Genomic DNA, 19,692 nt, shown 5'->3' on the forward strand with positions numbered 1-19,692 from the left:
CGCGCCCGCTCCGCCGCCGGATTCACCCACCTGAGCGCTTGACTTTCCAGCCTTCCGGCCGCGCCTGCAGCCAGGCCATGAGCTTGTCCGCATGGTCGCCCTGGATCTCGACGACGCCGTCCTTCACCGTGCCGCCACTGCCGCAGGCGGCCTTGAGCTGCTTGGCCAGCACGTTCAGCGCCGCGTCCTCCAAAGGCAGCCCCTTGATGACGGTGACGCCCTTGCCCTTGCGGCCCGCCGTCTCGCGGCTGACGCGCACGATGCCGTCGCCCACCGGCCGCTGCTTGGCCTTGCAGGCGCATTGCGCGATGGGCTGGCTGCAACCGGGGCAGATGCGGCCAACGTCCGTCGAATAGACCAGGGTCATTGATGCACCCTTCGCGCTCCGCGCTGTCCCGCCAAGCGGGAGCGAGCTTGCTTGGGGCGGCCCGGCGCGGCGCTCATGGCGTCGGCTTCAGATGCCGCTCGAAGAACGCATCCATGGTGCGGTAGAGATGCAGGCGCGCCGCTCGACCGGCGATGCCATGCGCCTTGCCGGGGTAGATCTGCAGGTCGAAGGTCTTGCCGGCGGTCTGCAGGGCTTCGACCAGGCGCAGCGTGTGCTCGAACAGCACGTTGTCGTCGGCAGTGCCGTGCACCAGCAGCAGGGGTTTGCTCAGCAGGCTCGCACGCGCCGGCAGGTTGGCGCCCGCATACGTCGCCGCCTTGCCCCCCTCCGGCATGCCGAGATAGCGCTCGGTATAGGCCGTGTCGTAGAGCGTCCAGTCGGTCACCGGCGCGACGGCGACGGCGGCGGCGAAGGGCGTGTCGGCATCCAGCATGGCGCGCGCGCCGAGGAAGCCGCCATAGCTCCAGCCGAAGAAGCCGATACGGGTTGCATCGACGCTGGGCACCAGGCCGGGCAGCTGGCGCACGGCGGTGAAGAGGTCGGCGATCTCGTGCTTGCCAAAGCTGCGGTAGTGGGCGCGCGTGTAGTCGCGGTCACGATGCTCCATGCCGCGCACGTCCACCATCAGCACGCCATAGCCGCGCTGCTGCCAGTAGGCGATCAGCGGCATGTCGCGGCCCCAGCCCCAGTTGACCGTGGCCGAGCCCGGGCCGCCATAGGCCAGCACGATGACCGGCTGCTTGCCACCCTCGCGCCTGGGCGCGAAGAAGAAGGCGTTGAGCAGCGTCTTGCCATCGGCCGCCATCAGGTCCAGGGACTGCGGCGTGTTGGTGAAGGCCGCCAGCGCCGGATCGGGCGCGTCGCCGGCCAGGACGATGGCGCCGCTCTGGCCCAGGCTGCGCAGTTCCAGCCGCGGCGGCTGGCCCCAGGCCGAGCGGGTGACGAGCAGGCGAGAACAGGCGCTGTCGGCCTTGGCGTCGCGCCATTGGCGGTCGGCCGCACCGGCGACAGGCTGCGCCTTGCCGCCGGCCAGCGGTTGCAGATAGAGCTCGCGGGCCTTGCCGCGGTCACCGGCGGCGGCGAAGACGATGCCGCGTTCGCCCACGCAGACCGCATGCGCCACGGCTTCGGCCTGCTGGGTCAGCGGCGTGCGCTGGCCGCTGGCGCGGTCGATCAGCAGCAGCTGGCGGCGGCCCGAGGCCTCGCTGGACCAGAGCAGGCCGCGCGGCGTCTCGATGAGATCGTCATGCACTTCGACCCAGGCGGCATCGGTCTCGACGGTGATGTCGTGCGGCGTGGCCTTGAACTCGGTCAGTGTCAGCCGCGTCTGGTCGCGGTTGAACCATTGCAGCCAGGGCGTGCCGTCGGCGAACCAGCCGGCGCGGGAGATGTACTCGGCGGTCTTCGGCAGCGACAGCTCGCGGCGCTGGCCGTTCGCGGCATCGATGACGAAGGCCGTGACCTTGGCATTCGCTTCGCCGGCTGCGGGGTAGCGCTGCTCGGTCATGGCGGTGCGGTCGGCAAAGATCTGGGCACGGGTCTTCACGGCCACGCCGGACTCGTCGGTGCGCAAGGCCAGCAGGGACTTGCCGTCCTTGGACCACCAGAAGCCACGCTGGCGGCTGAGCTCCTCGGCGGCGATGAACTCGGCCAGGCCCCAGGAGACCGTGTCGCTGCCGTCGCTCGTCAACTGGCGCGGCTGGCTGCCTGCGGCGAGGGGCAGCACGAAGAGATTGCCGCCCTGCACATAGGCCAGAGTCTTGCCGTCGGGCGCGCAGCGCGGGTCCTGCTTGGGCGCGTCGGGCGTGCTGGTCAGGCGTTGAGCCTGGGGACCACCGGCGCCGAGGCGCACCAGGTAGAGGTCGCCCGACAGCGGAAACAGCAGCGCGCTGTCATCGGCCCCGCACCACTGGTAGCCGGTGATGCCGCGCTGGCTGATGCGCTGGCGCTCCAGGGCCATCTTCTCGGCCTCGCTGAGCTTTTGCGCCGCGCCCCCCAGCAGGTCCGCCGCGCTGACCAGCCTGCGCGGCTCGCCACCGGCGCTGGGTTGTGCCCACAGCTCCAGCACCTCGCTGTCGGCCGCCGACGGGCGCAGGAAGCTGACCCATTGCCCGCCCGGCGAGATCTCGGCCTGGCGCGGCAGGCGGCCCGCCAGCGGCGGATCGGCGGTGATGCGTTCAAGGGTCAGCGGGGCGGGGGACTGGGCCGCGGCAGCGCTTGTGACGCAGACGGCGGCCAGCAGGGTCAGCAGGCTTTTCATCCCGCCATGCTAAGCGGCGGCTGCGGTCTCCCGGGCCAGCTCGAACCCTTCGTCGATCCAGCCCGTGATGCCGCCGGCCATGATCTTCACCGGCCGGCCCAGGCGCGCCAGGCGCAGCGCACCGCGGGCCGCGCCATTGCAATGCGGGCCGGCGCAGTAGGTGACGAAGAGGGTGTCCAGGGGCCACGCCGCGAGCTTGCTCTCGACCAGCTTGCCATGGGGGAAGTGGATGGCGCCGGGCACATGGCCGCGGGCATAGAGCTCGGCCGAGCGCACGTCCAGCAGCACGAAGTCCACCTCGCCGCGGCTGAAGGCGTCGTGCACGTCCCAACAGTCGGCCTCGAAACTGAACTCGGCGGCGAAATGGGCCTCGGCCTCGGCGGCAGGGGCGGCGGGAACAGCGGACACAGGGGAAGGCATGAGGGGCTCCGTTGAAAACATGCCCTCATGGTCGCGGCGACCGCGCTGGCCCACAATTGGCGCTCATGACGAGTATCGACAAGATCACGCCAAAGACCACCGGGCCCCTCGTGGTGGCGCCGGTCTACGACGGCCTGTGCACCTTCGAGTTCGCCATCGCTGCCGAGATCTTCGGCCTGTCGCGACCGGAAATGGGCCCGGGCTGGTACCGCTTCGCCAGCGCCGCCATCGAGCCCGGGCCGCTGCGTGCGCACGGTGGCTTGAGCGTGACGAGCGACGGTGGCATCGAGTTGCTGGACCGCGCCGACCTCATCGTCATTGCCGGCTGGAAGGGCGCCGACGTGCCGGTGCCCGAGGCCTTGGGCAAGCTCCTGCGCAAGGCCTGGCAGCGCGGCGCGCGGCTCGCTTCGATCTGCTCGGGCGCCTTCGTGCTGGCCGCCACCGGCCTGCTGGACAGCCGCCGCGCGGCCACGCACTGGCGCTATGCCGACAAACTGCGCCAGCGCCACCCGGCTATCGCCGTCGATGCCGGCGTGCTCTATGTCGAAGAGGACCGCGTGCTGACCTCGGCCGGCAGCGCTGCTGGCATCGACCTGATGCTGCACATCGTGCGCAGCGACTTCGGCGTCGAGGCCGCCAACAGCGTCGCGCGCCGCCTCGTCATGCCGGCCCACCGCAGCGGTGGCCAGGCCCAGTTCATCGAGAGGCCCGTGCCGGCCGACCGCGGCCACCGCCTGGCCGGCGTGATGGAGCAGGTGCGCGCAGACCTGCGCGCGCCGTGGACGGTGGAACGCATGGCCGAGGCCGTCGCCATGAGCCCGCGCACCTTTCTGCGCCGCTTCAGCGAGGCCACCGGCCAGTCCCCCGGCGACTGGCTGATCGCCGAGCGCGTGGCCGAGGCCCAGCGCCTGCTGGAAGCCAGCGCCCTGCCCGTCGAGCGCGTTGCGGCCGAGGCCGGCTTTGGCAGCGTGCAGGCGCTGCGCCACCATTTCCAGGCCCGGCTGGGCCTGGCGCCGCGGGCCTACCGCGCATCCTTCGGCACGGCCGCATAGATGTTCCGCGAACAAGCTCATGCGCAACAGACGCTTGCTTACTTCCTATGATCCGCGTCTTCCCCTCGACCACCTAGGAGAGCCCCATGTCCCTGCGCATCAACGACATCGCCCCCGACTTCACCGCCCAGACCACGCAAGGCGAGATCAAGTTCCACGACTGGATCGGCGACAAGTGGGCCATCCTGTTCTCCCACCCCAAGGACTTCACGCCGGTGTGCACGACCGAGCTGGGCTATATGGCCAAGATCGAGCCCGAGTTCACCAAGCGCAATGCCAAGCTGATCGGCCTGTCGGTCGACCCCGTGGACAACCACCACCGCTGGGCCGCCGACATCGAGGAGACCCAGGGCTATCTGCCCAAGTACCCCATGATCGGCGACCATGACCTCAACGTCGCCAAGCTCTACAACATGCTGCCGGCCGACATCGACGGCACGTCCGAAGGCCGCACCGCCGCCACCAACGCCACCGTGCGCTCGGTCTTCATCGTCGGCCCGGACAAGCGCATCAAGCTGATGCTGACCTACCCGATGACGACGGGCCGCAACTTCGACGAGATCCTGCGCGTGCTGGACAGCATGCAGCTGACCGCCAAGCACAAGGTCGCCACGCCGGTGAACTGGAAGCAGGGCGACGACGTCATCATTGCCGGCTCGGTCAGCGACGACGATGCCAAGACCCTGTTCCCGCAGGGCTGGAAGGCGCCCAAGCCCTATCTGCGCATCACCAAGCAGCCGAGCTGAAGCCCCCGAGGGGACGGTGATGCCCGCGGCATCGAGCCGCGAGCACATCGCCAACGCGGGCCGGCCAGGGGTGGCCCGGCGCTCGGCCCGAGAGTCAGGCCTCAGCGGTGACCGGATCGATGATGCGCCGCACCTGAGCCACCGAGTCGGCCGGGAAGCCGCCCAGGCGGGCATGCTCGCGCACCTTGGCCTCGTCGGGCGCGTTGTAGACGCAATAGATCTTGTCGTCGGTGACGTAGCTGTGCACCCACTGGATGCTGGGGCCGAGATCGCGCAGCACGCCGCAGGACGTGGCCGAGATGCCTTGCAGCTGCTCGGCGGTGAGCTGGCCGGCGCCGGGGATGTTTCTTTCGATGACGAACTTGGGCATGACACTCTCCTTGAAAAGAGCCGCTCGGGAATCGATCGGCCTGGCGTCATCCTCTTTCCTGGGGGTGGGCGGCGTCCTTTAGCCGGCCTGAAATCTGGATAAATTCGCGGTCAGACATGGCTGCCACCCATTACCGCTTCGGTGACTTCAAGCTGCTGCCGACCGAACGCCTGCTGTTCCGACGCGGCGCCGAGGTCGGGCTGACGGCGCGCGCCTTCGAGCTGCTGGTGGCCTTTGTCGAGCGCGCCGGCCAGCTGCTGGGCAAGGACGAGCTGCTCAAGCGCGTCTGGGCCGGCGTCGTCGTCGAGGAGAACAACCTCGCCGTGCAGGTGGGCGCCCTGCGCAAGCTGCTCGGCGCCGACGCCATCACCACCATCCCCGGCTTCGGCTACCGCTTCGCCCTGCCGGTGCTGGACGTGGCCGAGGCGGAGCCCGCCGCCCAGGGACGCCTGCCGCTGCGCCTGCCACCGCTGATCGGCCGCGAGGAAGAGCTGCGCGAGCTCCAGGCCCTGCTGGGCGGCCACCCCATCGTCACCCTGTGCGGCGGCCCCGGCTTCGGCAAGACGCGGCTGGCCCAGCAACTGGCGCTGCAGCGGCGCGGCGACCATGCCGACGGCGCCTGGTGGGTAGACCTGACGCTACTGCGCGAGGATGAACCCGTGGCCGCCGCGGTGGCGCGGACGCTGGGCCTGCCGCCGGGACAGAACCCGCGGGACACCCTGGCCACCAAGCTGTCAGCCCTGAGCCTGCTCATCGTGCTGGACAACGCCGAACACCGCGCGGCGGACGTGGCCGAGCTCGTCACCACCCTCGTGCAGAACACCGCCAGCGTCAGCATCCTGGTGACCAGCCAGGTGGCCCTGCAGCTGCCTGGCGAGCGCGTCTACCGGCTGGCGCCTCTGCCCTTGCCCGACGCCGTTCGTCTGCTGGCCGAGCGCAGCGGCGAAGCCGAAGCAGGCAGCCAGGCGGAAGCCATCTGCCAAGCCCTGGACTGCAACCCGCTGGCCATCGAGCTGGCCGCGTCACGTGTGGACGTGATGGGCCTCGACGGCCTCGCCGCCCGCCTGCACGAGAGGCTGACGCTGCTGGCCCCGGCCTCCGCCAGTCCCTCGCGCCGCAATGCCCTGGCCGAAGCCCTGAGCTGGTCGCACGAGCTGCTGGCCGAACGCGAACGCCGCGTGCTGCGCCGCCTGGCCGTCTTCCCCGGCAGCTTCTCGCTGGAGGCTGCGGCCCTGGTGCTGGCCGACGAAAACCTGCCCGCCGCGGACGCCGTCGCCTCGGTGCTCAGCCTGGTGGAGCGCTCCCTCGTCAGCGTCGACCGCGGCACCGCGCAGCGCCGTTTCCGGCTGCTGGAGACCATGCGCCTGTTCGCGCTGGACAAGCTCGCCGCCGCCGGGGAAACGGCCCTGGCCGAGGCCCGCCATTGCGCAGGTCTGAACTGGCTGCTGGACGACGCCTACGAGGAATCCTGGCGCCTGCCCCATGCCGGCTGGAAGGCGCGCTACGAGCCCGAACTGCCGGGCTTGTGGGCCGCACTGGCCTGGGCCGGCGAGCATGACCTGACGGCCGCAACGGCCCTCTTCGGCGCTGCGGCACCCTTGTGGTTGCCCCGCGCCACCCAGGCCCGCCCGCACGCCCTGGCCCTGGCCGAGCGCCTGGCCGACGAAGCCACGGCGGCCACCACGCCCAAGCCCTTGCTGGCGCGCTTCTGGTGGGCCTGCGCGCGCTGCCACAGCGTCGTCCACCCCGGTCATGCCCGCGACGCCGCCGAGCGCGCCGCACGCCTGTATCGCGAACTCGGCGACGAGCGCGGCGAATATCTCGCCCTCGTCGAGCATGCCTTCAACTGGCGCGTCGACGGCCCCGAGGCGCGGGCAACGCTGGCCGCCGCGCGCATGCTGGAGAACCCCGGCTGGCCCGCCGCCGTGCTGGAGCGCGGGCTGACCACCGAAGCCGTGCTGCACCTGACCTCGGGCCGGCACGAGCAAGCCCGGCGCTGCTACGAAGCGGCACTGGAGATCTGCGAGCGCGGCGGCTTCGATGCCGGCGTGATGCGCGCGCGGCTCAACCTGGCCGACCAGGCTCGCGCCGCCGGCGAACTGGACCGGGCGATCGAACTCGGCGAGACCCTGCTGGCCGAGCCCGGGGATGCCGGCGACCTGATCTGCCAGGCCACCATCCTGGGCAATCTGATCGGCGCCCTGGTTGGCCAGGGCCGCTGGGCCCGCGCCCGCGAGGTGGCGCTGGAATGCCCACGCCGCCTGGGCCGGCTGGGGTTGGGCGAGCAACTCTGGGTCAACCTGGATGCGCTGGCCCTGCTGCATCTGCACGACGGCCGCACGGCGCTGGCGGCGCAGCTCGCCGGCGTGGCCGACCGTGAGTTCGAGCTCCATGGCCAGATGCAGCGCCAGCCCAATGAGGCGGTGGACCGTGCCGCGCTGGCGGCCGGCCTGTCTCAGCGGCTTGAAGCGGCCGAGATCGCACGGCTGGAGCAGGAAGGCCGGCGCATGAGCCTGGCCGATGCGATGCGGTCGGCCCTCGAGTTGAACTAGACCGCGAAGAGGCGGCGTTCCAGCTCGTCCGCCGAGTTGATCGTGCGCAACTCGACATAGGCCGCCTCGGCCTCGGGGTAGGCGCGCTTCAGATAGTGCAGCCACTGCTTGAGGCGGCCGCCCTGATGCCTGGCAGCGACGGTGGCGCGCACCTGGGCGAAGAAGACCTGCATCAGCGGCAGCAGCTCGCACCAGGGCAGCGGCTCGGCGCGCTGGCCGGCGACGCGCAGGGCCAGGCCGGGATCGGCCACCATGCCGCGGCCCAGCATCAGGTGCTCGCAGCCGCTGCGCTCGCGCGCCAGCTCGGCATGCTCGACGGTCCAGATCTCGCCGTTGGCAATGAGGGTGAGAGGCACGGCCTCACGCACTTCGGCAATGCGCTCCCAATAGGCCGGCGGCTTGTAGCCATCGGCCTTGGTGCGGGCATGGACGACGATCTCCTGCGCGCCGGCGGCATGGATGGCGCGCGCGACGTCCAGCGTCTTGCTGCTGTCCATATAGCCCAGGCGCATCTTGGCCGAGACCATCACGTCGGCCGGCACGGCGCGGCGCACGGCGGACACGATCTCGTGGATGAGCTCGGGTTCGTCCAGCAGCACGGCGCCGCCGCGGTGACGGTTCACGCATTTGGCAGGGCAGCCGAAGTTGAGGTCGATGCCCTCGGGCTTCAGTTCGGCCAGGCGGGCCGCGTTTTCGGCCAGGCAATTGACGTCGGAGCCCAGCAGCTGGGGATGCACCGGCACACCTGCGGCCGTGCGGCCGGCGTTGTACAGCTCCGGCACGATGCGCGTGAAGACACGCTTGGGCAGCAACTGGTCGGTCACGCGGATGAACTCGGACACGCAGCGGTCCACGCCACCGACGCGGGTCAGCACGTCGCGCAGGATGTGGTCGAGCAGGCCTTCCATCGGCGCCAACAGAATCACGCCGGGTTCTCCTGGTTCATCAGATACAGCCGCAGGTCGAACTCGAGCTGGAAGTAGTCGGGCTCCATGTGCTGGCAGAGCTGGTAGAAGGCCTTGTTGTGGTCCAGCTCGCGCAGATGCGCCAGCTCGTGCACGACGATCATGTTCAGCAGCGCGGCCGGCGCCTCCTTGAACAAGGTGGCGACGCGGATCTCGCGGCGCGTCTTGAGCTTGGTGCCCTGCACCTGGGTGCGGCGGGTGTGGGTGCCCAGGGCCTGCTGCAGCACGCGCAGCTTGGCGTCAAAGCCGACGTATTGCAGCGGGCCGGCATTGCGCATGTGGCGGCTCTTCAACGCCTGCACATAGTCGAACAGGGCCGAGTCGCTGCGCACCTCATGGGCTTCGGGCAGGCGGCGGGCCAGGTGGTCGGCCAGGCGCCCTTCCAGGCGCAGCTGTTCGGCCTGGGCGATCAGTTCGGGGGGATAGCCGGCGAGGTAGCGGGCGGCAAGCATGGGGTCGAGTCAAAAGGCGCGGTGCCGGGTGAGCACCGCGCCGGGGGCGAGGTCAGGCGGCCAGCGTTTCGAGCTGGTCCAGGCTCTCTATTGTCGCGAGGCAGGCGCGCGCCACTTCGAGCCCCTTGGTGGAGAAATGCTCGGCGAAGAAGCGCTTGTGCTCGCCATGCTCGTGGAAGTGGTGCGGCGTCAGCACGCAGGAGAACACCGGCACGTCGGTTTCCAGCTGCACGTCCATCAGCGCCTGGATGACGGTCTGGGCGACGAAGTCATGGCGGTAGATGCCGCCGTCGACGACGAGGCCGCAGGCGATGACGGCGTCGAAGCGGCCCGTGCGCGCCAGGCGCTTGGCATGCAGCGGGATCTCGAAGGCGCCGGGCACGTCGATGACGGTGACCTGCTCCGCCGGGATTCGACATCGGCCGAACTCGCTGCGGATGGCCGCGACGGCCACGCCGACGATGTCCTTGTGCCAGCTGGCGGCCAGGATGGCCACGCGCGGCAGGCGGGACAGGTTGAAGCTGGGGTTGAGGGTCTGATTCATGGTGTCCTCTTGAAAGACGGTTTTTCCAGAATCAGGGCAAGCGCACGCAGCAGCGGCGCCTTCCGCAGCAGCGAAAAGCGCAGCCATCACGCGATCTCTTTCATCCGGACTGTGACCGTCGGCCCTGGCATCGCACCAGGTCTGCTGACCCTTTGCCGTTGGCACGGCGAAGGCGCTCGCGGGCTCTTGCGCTTTCACGCAAATACCGCCGGTGGGGAATTTCGCCCCGCCCTGAGAACGCTGCCGATCTTGCGGATCGGCCACGGCATCTTAGGTGCAGGGCGGCATGATGGCGGTCATGTCCGAGACATTCCGAGTGACCCTGCTGCCCGGCGGCGAGAGCTTCACCGCCACGGCCGACCAGACCCTGCTGCTGGCCGGCCTGGCCGCCGGGCTGCAACTGCCCTGGTCCTGCCGCACGGGCACCTGCCGTACCTGCATCTCCCATCTCGTCGAGGGGCGCATCGAGTACCGCGTCGAATGGCCGGGTCTGTCCTACGAGGAAAAGGCCGAGGGCTTCATCCTGCCCTGCGTGGCCGAGCCACGCAGCGACGTGACCCTCACCTGCGGGCCATGACCAGGGTGTTCCCGTTCTGCAGCAGGGTCACAGACCCGGCCGGACCCTCGTCGCCGCTGAAGTCCAGCTGGGCGTCCACCTGAGGCACGTGCACGCGGCGCGGCGTGCTGGCCTTCAGTTCGAAGGCCGGCTGGCCCGGCGCCTGGCCCTGCAGCCGGCCCTGCTCATCGACGAACACACGCACCGCGAACTGCGGCGACACATAGTCGCCCACCAGCACCTGCATCTGCGCCGGGCTCAGCGTGATGAAGGCCAGCTCGGTCGGCAACTCGCCACGGCGTGCCCAGCGCTCGGCCTCGTTTTCGCCATTGTTGAAGACACGCGCCGCCACCGGCTTGCCATCGCTGCCGCGATCGATCTGGAACCAGGTCAGCGAGTCCGGGAAGGCGAAGCGGTCGCCGCCGAGGGCGATCAGGGCATTGCTGCCGCCGCCCGTGCGCTGGCTGTGCAGCACGCCGTCCTTCACGCGCAGCACGCGGGTCTGCTGCTCGTCGAGGGCGTAGACGCCTTCGACGCTCTTCAACTGCTCGACCGGGACGGCCACCGGCGTCGGCTCGGCATAGGGCTCGCCGATGGCGAAGGCGGCCAGCTTGCGCGCGGCCAGATCCATGTTGAAGCCCGGGCCGTCGCTGTTGCGCAGGATGACGACCGTCGTCTGGCTCTGCGGCAGGTAGTTCAGCGTCGACACGAAGCCGTGGATGCCGCCGCCGTGCGACAGCATGGCCTGGTCACGCAGCTTGCCCGTCGCGATGCCGAAGCCGTAGTGGAAGCTCCTGGCCGGCCCCTCCGGCGTCGTCATGCGCTGGTAGCTGGCGGCACTGATGAGCTTGCCTCCATGCAGGGCCTGGTTCCAGCGCCACAGGCCTTCGGTGTTGGCGATCAGCGCGCCGGCCGCATGGGGCTGGGTCATGCTGAGGAAGCCGGCCGGCGCCACCTGGGCCTGGGGGTTCAGCGTGTAGCCCTGTGCCATGCCCTTGAAGAGCCTGTCGCCGGCCTGGTAGTGCACGCTGCTGATGTGGGCAGGCTGGAGCAGCAGCTCGTCGAGGGACTGGTGCCAGGGCTTGCCAGAAATGGCCTCGACGACGGCGCCCAGCAGCACATAGCCGGAGTTGTTGTAGGCCCACTTCTCGCCGGGAGCGAAGTCCACCGGCAGGTCCTTGAATTCCTTGATCAGCTCGGCCGTGCTGAGGTCGCGCCGCACCGGGTTGCCCATATAGCCCGAGATGCTGGTGTAGCTTTTGACGCCCGAGGTGTGGTTGAGAAGTTGCAGCAGCGTGATCTGGCCGCCGTTGGGATAGTCGGGCAGGAACTTGGAGATGGGGTCATCCAGCTTCGCCTTGCCCTCGTCGATCTGCTTGAGCAGGGTGGTGGCCGCGAACTGCTTGGTGACCGAGCCGATGCGCATCAGCTGGTCGGGTTGCATGGGCACGCCCAGTTCGATGCTGGCCATGCCGCGGGCACCCTTGTAGAGCAACTGGTCGCCACGCGCCACCAGCACGGTCACGCCGGGCTCTCCCTGCTTGAGCTTGCTGTCGTTGAGCAGCTTGTCGGCATAGGCCTTCATGGCCGCAGGCGTCGCCGGCTGGCCGGCCTGGGCCGCGACGACGAAGAGCGAGAGCAGGACTGCGGCAGGGATCGGTGCGTGGCGCATGGTTGCAAACGGGTGAGTTGAACGGCGCGCAGCATCGCGGCCGCCCGGGTTTACGGCAAGCGGCCATGCGATCAACGGCATAAACCGAGGCATGAACCGCAGCGGTCTCGTCCACAGCCGCTGTGGACAACCGCGGGGACAGCCTGCGGGTTGCAAGCCCAAGTCCTTGGCACAACAGCAGTTTTATTGCGCTGCCTCAGATTGAGGCAGTCTGCCGCGCGGGACAATCACGGCCATGCATCGAACGATCTTCACGACGCCGGGACTCAGCACGCTGCTGCGCGGCGCCTCCATCGCCTGGCTCAAGCTGGCGGGCTGGACCGTGCAGGGCGAGCTGGTGCCCGAAGCGCGCAAGAGCGTCTTCATCGCCGCCCCCCACACCAGCAACTGGGACCTGCCCTACACGTTGTTCGCGGCCTTTGCGCTGCACCTGACGCCCTACTGGATGGGCAAGGCCTCGATCTTCAAGTTCCCGTTCGGCGGCCTGATGCGCTGGCTGGGCGGCATCCCGGTGGACCGCAGCCAGTCCAACAACCTCGTGGCAGCCTCAGCGCAAGCGCTGCAGGCCGCCGACGGGCCGGTGCAGCTCATCGTGCCGCCCGAGGGCACGCGCAGCAAGACCATCTACTGGAAGACCGGCTTCTACTGGATCGCCGTCACGGCCAGGCTGCCCATCGTCATGGCCCACATGGACTACCCGCGCAAGCTGGTGGGCCTGGGGCCGCTGTTCACGCCGACCGGCGACGTCGACGCCGACATGGCCGAAATCAAGCGTTACTACGCCCAGTTCAAGGGCAAGAACTCAGACCAGTTCACACACGAATGAACGGCAGCAAAGATCCCCTGCACGGCCTCACGCTCGAGGCCATCGTGACCGAGCTGGTCGCTTATTTCGGGTGGCGCGAGCTGGGCCAGCGCATCGAGATCAAGTGCTTTCGCATCGATCCCAGCGTGGCCTCCAGCCTGAAGTTCCTGCGCAAGACGCCGTGGGCGCGCGCCAAGGTCGAGAGCCTCTACCTGTTCATGCGGCGCGAGCAGGCGCGCGCCGCGCAGACGCGCACTTAGCGGCCGCCGGGCTCCGGCAACTCGATCTTCACTTCGAGCACTTCCAGGTCGCCCTGGCGCTCCATGTGGACCTTGATGTCGTCGGGGTTGATCGACACGTATTTGCTGATGACCGCGACCAGCTCCTTCTGCAGCTGGGGCAGATAGTCTGGGCTGGCGCTGCGGCCGTTGCGCTCGTGGGCCAGGATGAGCTGCAGCCGCTCCTTGGCGACGCTGGCCGAGCTCTTCTTCTCGCCGAGGAAAAAGTTCAGGAATCCCATTGCGCGGCTCCCATCACTTGGCGCCGAAGACGCGCTTGAACCAGCTCTGCTTCACGGCTTCGGTGAAGCGCATGGGCTTGTCCTCGCCGAGGAAGCGCGCGACGACGTCCTTGTAGGCCTCGGCCACGTCGGTGTCGGCCAGGTGGATGGCCGGCGTGCCCTGGTTGGACGCCTGCAGCACGCTCTCGCTCTCGGGAATGACGCCGATCAGCGGCGTGCGCAGGATTTCGTGGATGTCGTCCAGGCTCAGCATCTGGCCGCCCTCGACGCGATTGGGGTTGTAGCGCGTGATGAGCAGGTGTTCCTTGACCGGATCGCCGCCCTCGATGGCGCGCTTGGTCTTGCTGCTCAGCATGCCGAGGATGCGGTCGCTGTCGCGCACCGAGGAGACCTCGGGGTTGGTCACCACCAGCGCCTCGTCGGCGTAGTGCATGGCCATCAGCGCACCGGTCTCGATACCGGCCGGCGAGTCGCAGACGATGTAGTCGAATTCCATCGCCTTCAGCTCTTCCAGCACGCGCTCGACGCCTTCCTGCTTCAGCGCGTCCTTGTCGCGCGTCTGCGAGGCAGCCAGGATGTAGAGCTTGTCGAGCTGCTTGTCCTTGATCAGGGCCTGCGTGAGCTTGATCTCTTCGTTGACGACGTTGATCAGGTCGTAGACGACACGGCGCTCGACACCCATGATGAGGTCGAGGTTGCGCAGGCCGACGTCGAAGTCGATGACGCAGGTCTTGAGGCCGCGCATCGCGAGGCCGGTGGCGAAGCTCGCGCTGGTGGTGGTCTTGCCGACCCCGCCCTTGCCGGAGGTGACGACGACGATCTTGGTCATCTGGAGCTTTCCTGTTCGTTCAGTTCAATCGGGGGCGTCAGAGAGCGAGCGGCTGCATCAGCAGCTTCTCGCCGTCGAGATAGACCTGGGCCGGCTTGCCCGACACCTCGGGCGGCAGCGGGTTCTCGGTCGTGCGGTAGATGCCGGCAATCGACAGCAGCTCCGCTTCCAGGCTGTGGGCATAGATGCGCGCCGACGTGTCGCCGCGCGCGCCGGCGATGGCCTTGCCGCGCAGCGGTGCGTAGACATGCACGCTGCCGTCGGCGATGACTTCGGCACCGTGATTGACCAGGGCCAGCACGACGAGGTCGCCGCCCTTGGCATAGATGCGCTGGCCGGAGCGCAGCGGCTTGTCGATGACCATCGTCGGCGCCGGCGCTGCAACGGGAACAGGCCTGTCGATGAACTTCTCGACGGTGATCTCGCGCACCACTTCGCGCACGACTTCGGTCGCTGCCGCCTGGACAGTGCGTTCGGTTGCCGGCTCATCGGCGGCGTCGGCCAGGCCCAGCTCATGGGCCAGTGCCAGTTCCTCGGACGTGGCACCGGCGACGGCCACGGGCTGCAGCTGGCTGTTGCGCAGCAGCTCCACGATGGCCTTCAGGTCGACGGGCGCCGGGCCGTCCAGGGCCAGCGGCGCCTGGCCTTCGACCGGCTCGCTGGCAACGGCCGGTGCACGCGGCACCTGGCTCAGATCGATGACGACGGGCTCATGCTCGAAGCCGCCGGCACCAGCTTTGGCAGCCCAGTCGGCGGCCAGCTCAGCCATGTCGGCGCTGTGCAGCACCAGACCCAAAAGGCTGAAGCGGCGCGACTTCAATTCGAAAGTGCCGGCGCGCGATGCGCTCTTGCCGCGCCCGCTGCTCTCCCTTGCCAAATCCGCCATCGCCCCGCTGCCGCCCCGTTCAAAAGGCCGCGAGTTTAGCCGCCGGCCTCGGGCGCACTTCTTGGGGACTGCCCCCAGAGCCCAGTTTGAGACCGCCTCAAAAGCAGGCAGACCAGTCGGCGCAGTGGCGGATCAACGACTTAGCGTCGCTGTCGTCAGCCGGCCCACAGACTTGTCCACAGCGGACGGGGACAAAGCGCATCGGAATGTCATTCCAAACCGTGACATCCGCACTTGGCGGCTTGACTTATCCCCAAACCTGGAAGGCGTCAAGCCCCGCCAGCCCTCATGCCCCCTGCCGCATGGCTTCGCCGGCTCATGAAGCTAAGTGATTGATTCATATAGCCGCCCTGGGGTTGCCTAGAAATGAGGCACGCTAAGACAACCCGCATTCCATAAGGGCTTGGCTGCGATGGAGGGGGGTTCTCCACAAAGTTTTCCACAGACTCGGTGGATAGCTTTCAGAAGCATTACAAATCAGTGACTTAAGCGCGGTCCTTGATGCGCTGTGGAGCTTTCGGCTGCAACTTGGGCGCGCCCGGAGCGCCACGGCAAGCTACATTGGGCCGGCCACCTCAAGGAGAGTCCATTTTGGCTACCCCGAACTACAGCTATGAAAAACGCCAGCGCGAGCTGGCCAAGAAGCGCAAGGCCGAAGAGAAGCGCCAGCGCAAGCTCAGCGGCAAGCCCGATGACCCCACCGCGCCGGATGAGCCCCAGGCCGATGGCGAGGCCGCAGCCGACCCGGCCGCTCCGACCGACCCGCAAACCTAGAATCCGCAGTTCCGCCCGTCAGCCCCGTCCACCGCGCCCATGCCCCGCCAGCTCTTTGTCACCACTGCCCTGCCCTATGCGAACGCCGGTTTCCACATCGGCCACATCATGGAGTACACCCAGGCCGACATCTGGGTTCGCTACCAGCGCATGGCGGGCTCGCAGGTGCACTTCGTCTGCGCGGACGACGCCCACGGCGCGCCGATCATGATCGCGGCCGAGAAGGCCCAGAAGACGCCGCAGGAATTCGTCGCCGGCATCGCGGCCGGGCGCAAGCAATACCTGGACGGTTTCCACATCAGCTTCGACAACTGGCACTCCACCGACGGCGCCGAGAACCACGAGCTGTCCAAGGCCATCTATCTCTCGCTGCGCCACAACGAGCTGATCTCGACCAAGACCATCGAGCAGTTCTTCGATCCGGCCAAGTCCATGTTCCTGCCGGACCGCTTCATCAAGGGCGAGTGCCCCAAGTGCGGTGCCAAGGACCAGTACGGCGACTCCTGCGAGGTCTGCGGCGCCGTCTACGCGCCCACCGAGCTGAAGAACCCCTACTCGGTACTGTCGGGCGCGACACCGGTGCTCAAGACCAGCGAGCACTATTTCTTCAAGCTGAGCGATCCGCGCTGCGTCGACTTCCTGACGCAATGGACACAAGAAGCCGGCCGCCTGCAGCCCGAAGTGCTGAACAAGATCCGCGAGTGGTTCGAGCCGGATGAAGACGGCAACAACCGTCTCAGCGACTGGGACATCAGCCGCGACGCGCCTTATTTCGGCATCGAGATCCCCGACGCGCCGGGCAAGTATTTCTATGTCTGGCTGGACGCGCCCATCGGCTACCTGGCCTCGCTGAAGAACTACTTCGGCAAGGGCGGCCCCCGAGCCGCAGGCGAGTCACGTTCCTTCGACGCCTTCATGGCCGACCCGTCGGTGGAGCAGATCCACTTCATCGGCAAGGACATCACCTATTTCCACACGCTGTTCTGGCCGGCCATGCTGCATTTCAGCGGCCGCAAGACTCCGAATCACGTCTTCGTGCACGGCTTCATGACCGTCAACGGCGGCGAGAAGATGAGCAAGAGCCGCGGCACCGGCCTGGACCCGCTGAAGTACCTCAGCCTGGGCCTGAACGCCGAATGGCTGCGCTACTACATCGCCGCCAAGCTCAATGCCAAGGTCGAGGACATCGACTTCAACCCCGAGGACTTCGCCGCCCGCGTCAACAGCGACCTGGTCGGCAAGTTCATCAACATCGCCTCGCGCGCCGCCGGCTTCCTGACCAAGCGTTTCGACGGCCGGCTGAGCGGTGACCTCGGTGTCGAGGGCCGCATGCTGCTGGATGCGTTGCGCTCGCAGAGCGGCACGGTCGCGGAGCTCTACGAGACCCGCGAATTCGGCAAGGCCCTGCGCGAGATCATGCTGCTGGCCGACAAGGTCAACGAGTTCGTCGACCAGCACAAGCCCTGGGAACTGGCCAAGCAGCAAGGCATGGATGCCGCCCTGCACGATGTCTGCAGCGTCTGCATCGAGGCCTTCCGCCTGCTGACGATCTACCTGAAGCCCGTGCTGCCGGCGCTGGCCGCCCAGGTCGAGTCCTTCCTGAAGGTCGAGCCGCTGAAATGGAGCGATGCTGCCCGCGCCCTCGGCGCCCACCAGATCGGCGCCTACCAGCACCTGATGCAGCGCGTCGACCTCGCCAAGGTCGAGCAGCTCTTCGAAGCCCCGGCGGCTCCGAAGGTCGTGCCCGGCGGCGAGGACATCGCCGCCGAGATCAAGATCGACGACTTCGCCAAGGTCGACCTGCGCATCGCCAAGATCGTCAAGGCCGAGCACGTCGAGGGCTCGGACAAGCTGCTGCGCCTGACGCTGGACGCCGGCGAAGGCCGCATGCGCAATGTCTTCAGCGGCATCAAGTCGGCCTACAAGCCCGAAGACCTGGAAGGCAAGCTGACCGTGCTGGTCGCCAACCTTGCACCGCGCAAGATGAAGTTCGGCATCAGCGAGGGCATGGTGCTGGCCGCCAGCCACGCTGACGAGAAGGCGAACCCCGGCATCTTCGTGCTGGAGCCTCACACCGGCGCGCAGCCGGGCATGCGGGTGCGCTGAGCCCATGTGCCGAGCGACGCCCGGTTCGCTGCTCGGCCCCCTTGGCCTGACCCGGCGCCGGCGTTTCATCGCCGAGCGCTATCACTGCGGACCTCCGGTCACGACGCCCATTGCGTCGTGTTCCCTTCCCCGGAGCTCCCATGCCACTCCCCCGACTGCACCCTTTTCGTCCCCGCAGCCTCACCCTGCTGGCAGGCTATCCGCGCAAGCGCCTGCTCGCTGACATCGGCGCGGGCCTGACGGTCGGCATCGTCGCGCTGCCGCTGGCCCTGGCCTTCGCCATCGGGTCCGGCCTGCGGCCCGAGCAGGGCCTGGCCACCGCCATCGTCGCGGGCTTCCTGATCTCGCTGCTGGGCGGCTCCAGCGTGCAGATCGGCGGCCCGGCCGGCGCCTTCATCGTCGTCGTCTACGGCATCCTGCAGCGCCACGGCCTGGCCAACCTGCTGCTGGCCACGATGGGCGCCGGCGTGCTGCTGCTGTTGATGGGCGCATTGCGCCTGGGGGCCCTGGTGCGCTACATCCCCGTCGCCATCGTTACCGGCTTCACCAACGGCATCGCGGTGCTGATCGCCCTCGCCCAGTTGAAGGACTTCCTCGGCCTGCGCATCGCCCAGATGCCGGCCGATTTCTTCGGCCAGATCGAGGCCCTGATGCGGCACGCCGACGGCATCAACCCGGCGGCCCCGGCCATCGCAGCGGCCTGCATGGCCATCGTGCTGCTCTGGCCCAAGAACATCGCCCAGGACCGGCCGCTGGCCGGCGTGCGCCGCCTCATGGCCCTGCTGCCCAGCACCGTCATCGCGCTGATCGGCGCGACCGTCGCCACGGCCTGGCTGGGGCTGCCGCTGGAGACCATCGGCAGCCGTTTCGGCAGCATCCCGCGCGCGCTGCCGGCGCTGGCGTGGCCGGCGATGAGCTGGGCGGGCATGCAGCAGCTCGTCATCCCGACGCTGACACTGGCGCTGCTGGGGGCCATCGAGTCGCTGCTCTGCGCTCGCGTCGCTGATCGCTTGACCCCCGACCTGCCCCGCCACGATCCCAACCAGGAGCTGATGGCCCAGGGCGTGGCCAATCTTGCCGCGCCGCTGTTCGGCGGCCTGCCCGCCACCGGCACCATCGCCCGCACCGTCACCAACATCCGCGCCGGCGCCACCAGCCCGGTCGCGGGGATGGTGCATGCGCTGACGTTGCTGCTCATCCTGCTGGTCGCCGCCCCCCTGGCCGTGCATGTGCCGCTGGCGGCGCTGGCCGGCATCCTGCTCGTCGTGGCCTGGAACATGGGCGAATGGCACGAATTCGCCCGCCTGAAGCGTTTCAACCTGACGTATCGCACCCTGCTCGTCGGGACCTTCACGCTGACCGTCGTCACCGACCTGACGGTGGCGGTCGAAGTCGGGTTGGTCACGTCCTGCGTGTTTTTCGTCTGGCGCATGGGTCAGCTGTTCACGCTGGAACGCGTGGTGAGCCAGCCCCTGCCGGAGGGTGCCATGGCCTACGAGCTCTACGGCGCCCTTTTCTTCGGTGCCGTCGGCAAGCTGGAGCCGGTGCCGGAGCAGTTGCCGGCCGGCACCCGGGCCGTCGTCTTCGAGATGCACCGCCTCATCGTCATGGACACCTCGGGTGTCGAAGCCCTGCGCGACCTGCACCGCGCCCTGCTCAAGCGCGGCATCGCCCTCATCCTGGCCAACGTGAATCCGCAGCCGCTGAGTCTGCTCAGGCGCTCCGGGCTGGCCGGGGAGCTCGGCGAGGCCGGTATCCTGCCTTCGCTGGACGATCTAAAATCGCTGGCTTAGCC

General features: G+C 68.4%; 20 protein-coding genes and 1 riboswitch. Of the genes, 9 read left to right on the plus strand and 11 right to left on the minus strand.

Annotated features, from left to right (window positions below):
• Nucleotides 1-22 precede the first annotated feature (22 nt).
• From AC3WOE_RS25295 to AC3WOE_RS25305, 3 genes are all read right to left on the minus strand, one after another.
• Nucleotides 23-367, minus strand: coding sequence for a translation initiation factor Sui1 (locus AC3WOE_RS25295; RefSeq protein ID WP_492694363.1), 345 nt, complete (start codon nt 365-367; stop codon nt 23-25).
• A 73-nt stretch (nt 368-440) separates the two neighbouring features.
• Nucleotides 441-2,648 carry a S9 family peptidase gene (locus AC3WOE_RS25300; RefSeq protein WP_492694365.1) on the minus strand — a complete coding sequence of 736 codons (2,208 nt, stop codon included), beginning with the start codon at nt 2,646-2,648 and terminating at the stop codon, nt 441-443.
• A gap of 9 nt (nt 2,649-2,657) precedes the next feature.
• Nucleotides 2,658-3,068 carry a rhodanese-like domain-containing protein gene (locus AC3WOE_RS25305; RefSeq protein WP_492694367.1) on the minus strand — a complete coding sequence of 137 codons (411 nt, stop codon included), beginning with the start codon at nt 3,066-3,068 and terminating at the stop codon, nt 2,658-2,660.
• A gap of 65 nt (nt 3,069-3,133) precedes the next feature.
• Here AC3WOE_RS25305 and ftrA point away from each other — a divergent pair, with 65 nt between their 5' ends.
• Both ftrA and AC3WOE_RS25315 read left to right on the plus strand, forming a co-directional pair.
• A complete protein-coding gene (gene ftrA / locus AC3WOE_RS25310) occupies nt 3,134-4,120 on the plus strand; it encodes a transcriptional regulator FtrA (protein ID WP_492694369.1) in 987 nt (328 codons plus the stop codon).
• An 86-nt stretch (nt 4,121-4,206) separates the two neighbouring features.
• Nucleotides 4,207-4,866 carry a peroxiredoxin gene (locus AC3WOE_RS25315; protein ID WP_492694370.1) on the plus strand — a complete coding sequence of 220 codons (660 nt, stop codon included), beginning with the start codon at nt 4,207-4,209 and terminating at the stop codon, nt 4,864-4,866.
• A gap of 94 nt (nt 4,867-4,960) precedes the next feature.
• Here the strand turns inward: AC3WOE_RS25315 and AC3WOE_RS25320 are convergent, their stop codons facing one another.
• A complete protein-coding gene (locus tag AC3WOE_RS25320) occupies nt 4,961-5,236 on the minus strand; it encodes a DUF4242 domain-containing protein (protein WP_492694372.1) in 276 nt (91 codons plus the stop codon).
• Nucleotides 5,237-5,352: 116 nt separating this feature from the next.
• On the opposite strand from AC3WOE_RS25320, the gene AC3WOE_RS25325 reads away from it, so the two are divergent.
• A complete protein-coding gene (locus AC3WOE_RS25325; protein WP_492694374.1) occupies nt 5,353-7,788 on the plus strand; it encodes an ATP-binding protein in 2,436 nt (811 codons plus the stop codon).
• Here the strand turns inward: AC3WOE_RS25325 and AC3WOE_RS25330 are convergent.
• From AC3WOE_RS25330 to AC3WOE_RS25340, 3 genes are read right to left on the minus strand one after another with little or no spacing between them, the layout of a single operon-like run.
• A complete protein-coding gene (locus tag AC3WOE_RS25330; RefSeq protein ID WP_492694516.1) occupies nt 7,785-8,696 on the minus strand; it encodes a tRNA dihydrouridine synthase in 912 nt (303 codons plus the stop codon). The genes AC3WOE_RS25325 and AC3WOE_RS25330 overlap by 4 nt on opposite strands.
• A 14-nt stretch (nt 8,697-8,710) precedes the next feature.
• Entirely contained in the window at nt 8,711-9,205 is a 495-nt protein-coding gene (locus AC3WOE_RS25335; protein WP_492694376.1) for a YgjP-like metallopeptidase domain-containing protein, read from the minus strand.
• A gap of 52 nt (nt 9,206-9,257) precedes the next feature.
• Nucleotides 9,258-9,749, minus strand: coding sequence for a 6,7-dimethyl-8-ribityllumazine synthase (locus tag AC3WOE_RS25340; RefSeq protein ID WP_492694377.1), 492 nt, complete (start codon nt 9,747-9,749; stop codon nt 9,258-9,260).
• 88 nt (nt 9,750-9,837) lie between these two features.
• A riboswitch (FMN riboswitch) is annotated at nt 9,838-9,992 on the minus strand.
• A gap of 55 nt (nt 9,993-10,047) precedes the next feature.
• On the opposite strand from AC3WOE_RS25340, the gene AC3WOE_RS25345 reads away from it, so the two are divergent.
• The gene (locus AC3WOE_RS25345) at nt 10,048-10,326 is read left to right on the plus strand and encodes a 2Fe-2S iron-sulfur cluster-binding protein (RefSeq protein ID WP_492694379.1); all 279 of its coding nucleotides are present in this window, start codon (nt 10,048-10,050) and stop codon (nt 10,324-10,326) included.
• Here the strand turns inward: AC3WOE_RS25345 and AC3WOE_RS25350 are convergent.
• Nucleotides 10,310-11,977 (minus strand): serine hydrolase domain-containing protein, encoded by a 1,668-nt coding sequence (locus AC3WOE_RS25350; RefSeq protein WP_492694381.1) that lies wholly within the window; start codon nt 11,975-11,977, stop codon nt 10,310-10,312. The genes AC3WOE_RS25345 and AC3WOE_RS25350 overlap by 17 nt on opposite strands.
• A gap of 235 nt (nt 11,978-12,212) precedes the next feature.
• On the opposite strand from AC3WOE_RS25350, the gene AC3WOE_RS25355 reads away from it, so the two are divergent.
• Together AC3WOE_RS25355 and AC3WOE_RS25360 are read left to right on the plus strand one after the other, a co-directional pair.
• Nucleotides 12,213-12,803 carry a 1-acyl-sn-glycerol-3-phosphate acyltransferase gene (locus AC3WOE_RS25355; protein ID WP_492694383.1) on the plus strand — a complete coding sequence of 197 codons (591 nt, stop codon included), beginning with the start codon at nt 12,213-12,215 and terminating at the stop codon, nt 12,801-12,803.
• Nucleotides 12,800-13,042: a VF530 family protein gene (locus tag AC3WOE_RS25360; RefSeq protein WP_492694385.1), complete on the plus strand. Its 243-nt coding sequence runs from the start codon at nt 12,800-12,802 to the stop codon at nt 13,040-13,042. Before AC3WOE_RS25355 ends, AC3WOE_RS25360 begins: the two co-directional genes overlap by 4 nt.
• Here AC3WOE_RS25360 and minE read toward each other — a convergent pair.
• The 3 genes from minE to minC are packed head-to-tail and all read right to left on the minus strand — an operon-like array spanning nt 13,039 to nt 14,951.
• Nucleotides 13,039-13,302 carry a cell division topological specificity factor MinE gene (gene minE / locus AC3WOE_RS25365; RefSeq protein WP_492694387.1) on the minus strand — a complete coding sequence of 88 codons (264 nt, stop codon included), beginning with the start codon at nt 13,300-13,302 and terminating at the stop codon, nt 13,039-13,041. The two genes, AC3WOE_RS25360 and minE, sit on opposite strands and share 4 nt — an antisense overlap.
• A 13-nt stretch (nt 13,303-13,315) precedes the next feature.
• Entirely contained in the window at nt 13,316-14,131 is an 816-nt protein-coding gene (gene minD / locus AC3WOE_RS25370) for a septum site-determining protein MinD (protein WP_492694389.1), read from the minus strand.
• Nucleotides 14,132-14,168: 37 nt separating this feature from the next.
• The gene (gene minC / locus AC3WOE_RS25375) at nt 14,169-14,951 is read right to left on the minus strand and encodes a septum site-determining protein MinC (protein WP_492694391.1); all 783 of its coding nucleotides are present in this window, start codon (nt 14,949-14,951) and stop codon (nt 14,169-14,171) included.
• 657 nt (nt 14,952-15,608) lie between these two features.
• Between minC and AC3WOE_RS25380 the strand changes: the two genes are divergently transcribed.
• The 3 genes from AC3WOE_RS25380 (at nt 15,609) to AC3WOE_RS25390 (ending at nt 19,690) form a co-directional block, all read left to right on the plus strand.
• Nucleotides 15,609-15,791 (plus strand): hypothetical protein, encoded by a 183-nt coding sequence (locus AC3WOE_RS25380; RefSeq protein ID WP_492694393.1) that lies wholly within the window; start codon nt 15,609-15,611, stop codon nt 15,789-15,791.
• A gap of 39 nt (nt 15,792-15,830) precedes the next feature.
• On the plus strand, nt 15,831-17,897 hold the full coding sequence (gene metG / locus AC3WOE_RS25385; RefSeq protein ID WP_492694395.1) for a methionine--tRNA ligase: 2,067 nt from the start codon (nt 15,831-15,833) through the stop codon (nt 17,895-17,897).
• Between the two features lie 140 nt (nt 17,898-18,037).
• Nucleotides 18,038-19,690, plus strand: a complete 1,653-nt coding sequence (locus tag AC3WOE_RS25390) for a SulP family inorganic anion transporter (RefSeq protein WP_492694397.1) — start codon at nt 18,038-18,040, stop codon at nt 19,688-19,690.
• The last annotated feature ends 2 nt before the right edge of the window (nt 19,691-19,692 follow it).

Source organism: Roseateles sp. FW305-36 (assembly GCF_058787015.1).

What these genes read in the sequence shown, in the direction of transcription:
- AC3WOE_RS25295 (WP_492694363.1), bottom strand. Translation starts at nt 367, where the DNA reads ATGACCCTGGTCTATTCGACGGACGTTGGCCGCATCTGCCCCGGTTGC.
- AC3WOE_RS25300 (WP_492694365.1), bottom strand. Translation starts at nt 2,648, where the DNA reads ATGAAAAGCCTGCTGACCCTGCTGGCCGCCGTCTGCGTCACAAGCGCT.
- AC3WOE_RS25305 (WP_492694367.1), bottom strand. Translation starts at nt 3,068, where the DNA reads ATGCCTTCCCCTGTGTCCGCTGTTCCCGCCGCCCCTGCCGCCGAGGCC.
- ftrA (WP_492694369.1), top strand. Translation starts at nt 3,134, where the DNA reads ATGACGAGTATCGACAAGATCACGCCAAAGACCACCGGGCCCCTCGTG.
- AC3WOE_RS25315 (WP_492694370.1), top strand. Translation starts at nt 4,207, where the DNA reads ATGTCCCTGCGCATCAACGACATCGCCCCCGACTTCACCGCCCAGACC.
- AC3WOE_RS25320 (WP_492694372.1), bottom strand. Translation starts at nt 5,236, where the DNA reads ATGCCCAAGTTCGTCATCGAAAGAAACATCCCCGGCGCCGGCCAGCTC.
- AC3WOE_RS25325 (WP_492694374.1), top strand. Translation starts at nt 5,353, where the DNA reads ATGGCTGCCACCCATTACCGCTTCGGTGACTTCAAGCTGCTGCCGACC.
- AC3WOE_RS25330 (WP_492694516.1), bottom strand. Translation starts at nt 8,696, where the DNA reads ATGGAAGGCCTGCTCGACCACATCCTGCGCGACGTGCTGACCCGCGTC.
- AC3WOE_RS25335 (WP_492694376.1), bottom strand. Translation starts at nt 9,205, where the DNA reads ATGCTTGCCGCCCGCTACCTCGCCGGCTATCCCCCCGAACTGATCGCC.
- AC3WOE_RS25340 (WP_492694377.1), bottom strand. Translation starts at nt 9,749, where the DNA reads ATGAATCAGACCCTCAACCCCAGCTTCAACCTGTCCCGCCTGCCGCGC.
- AC3WOE_RS25345 (WP_492694379.1), top strand. Translation starts at nt 10,048, where the DNA reads ATGTCCGAGACATTCCGAGTGACCCTGCTGCCCGGCGGCGAGAGCTTC.
- AC3WOE_RS25350 (WP_492694381.1), bottom strand. Translation starts at nt 11,977, where the DNA reads ATGCGCCACGCACCGATCCCTGCCGCAGTCCTGCTCTCGCTCTTCGTC.
- AC3WOE_RS25355 (WP_492694383.1), top strand. Translation starts at nt 12,213, where the DNA reads ATGCATCGAACGATCTTCACGACGCCGGGACTCAGCACGCTGCTGCGC.
- AC3WOE_RS25360 (WP_492694385.1), top strand. Translation starts at nt 12,800, where the DNA reads ATGAACGGCAGCAAAGATCCCCTGCACGGCCTCACGCTCGAGGCCATC.
- minE (WP_492694387.1), bottom strand. Translation starts at nt 13,302, where the DNA reads ATGGGATTCCTGAACTTTTTCCTCGGCGAGAAGAAGAGCTCGGCCAGC.
- minD (WP_492694389.1), bottom strand. Translation starts at nt 14,131, where the DNA reads ATGACCAAGATCGTCGTCGTCACCTCCGGCAAGGGCGGGGTCGGCAAG.
- metG (WP_492694395.1), top strand. Translation starts at nt 15,831, where the DNA reads ATGCCCCGCCAGCTCTTTGTCACCACTGCCCTGCCCTATGCGAACGCC.
- AC3WOE_RS25390 (WP_492694397.1), top strand. Translation starts at nt 18,038, where the DNA reads ATGCCACTCCCCCGACTGCACCCTTTTCGTCCCCGCAGCCTCACCCTG.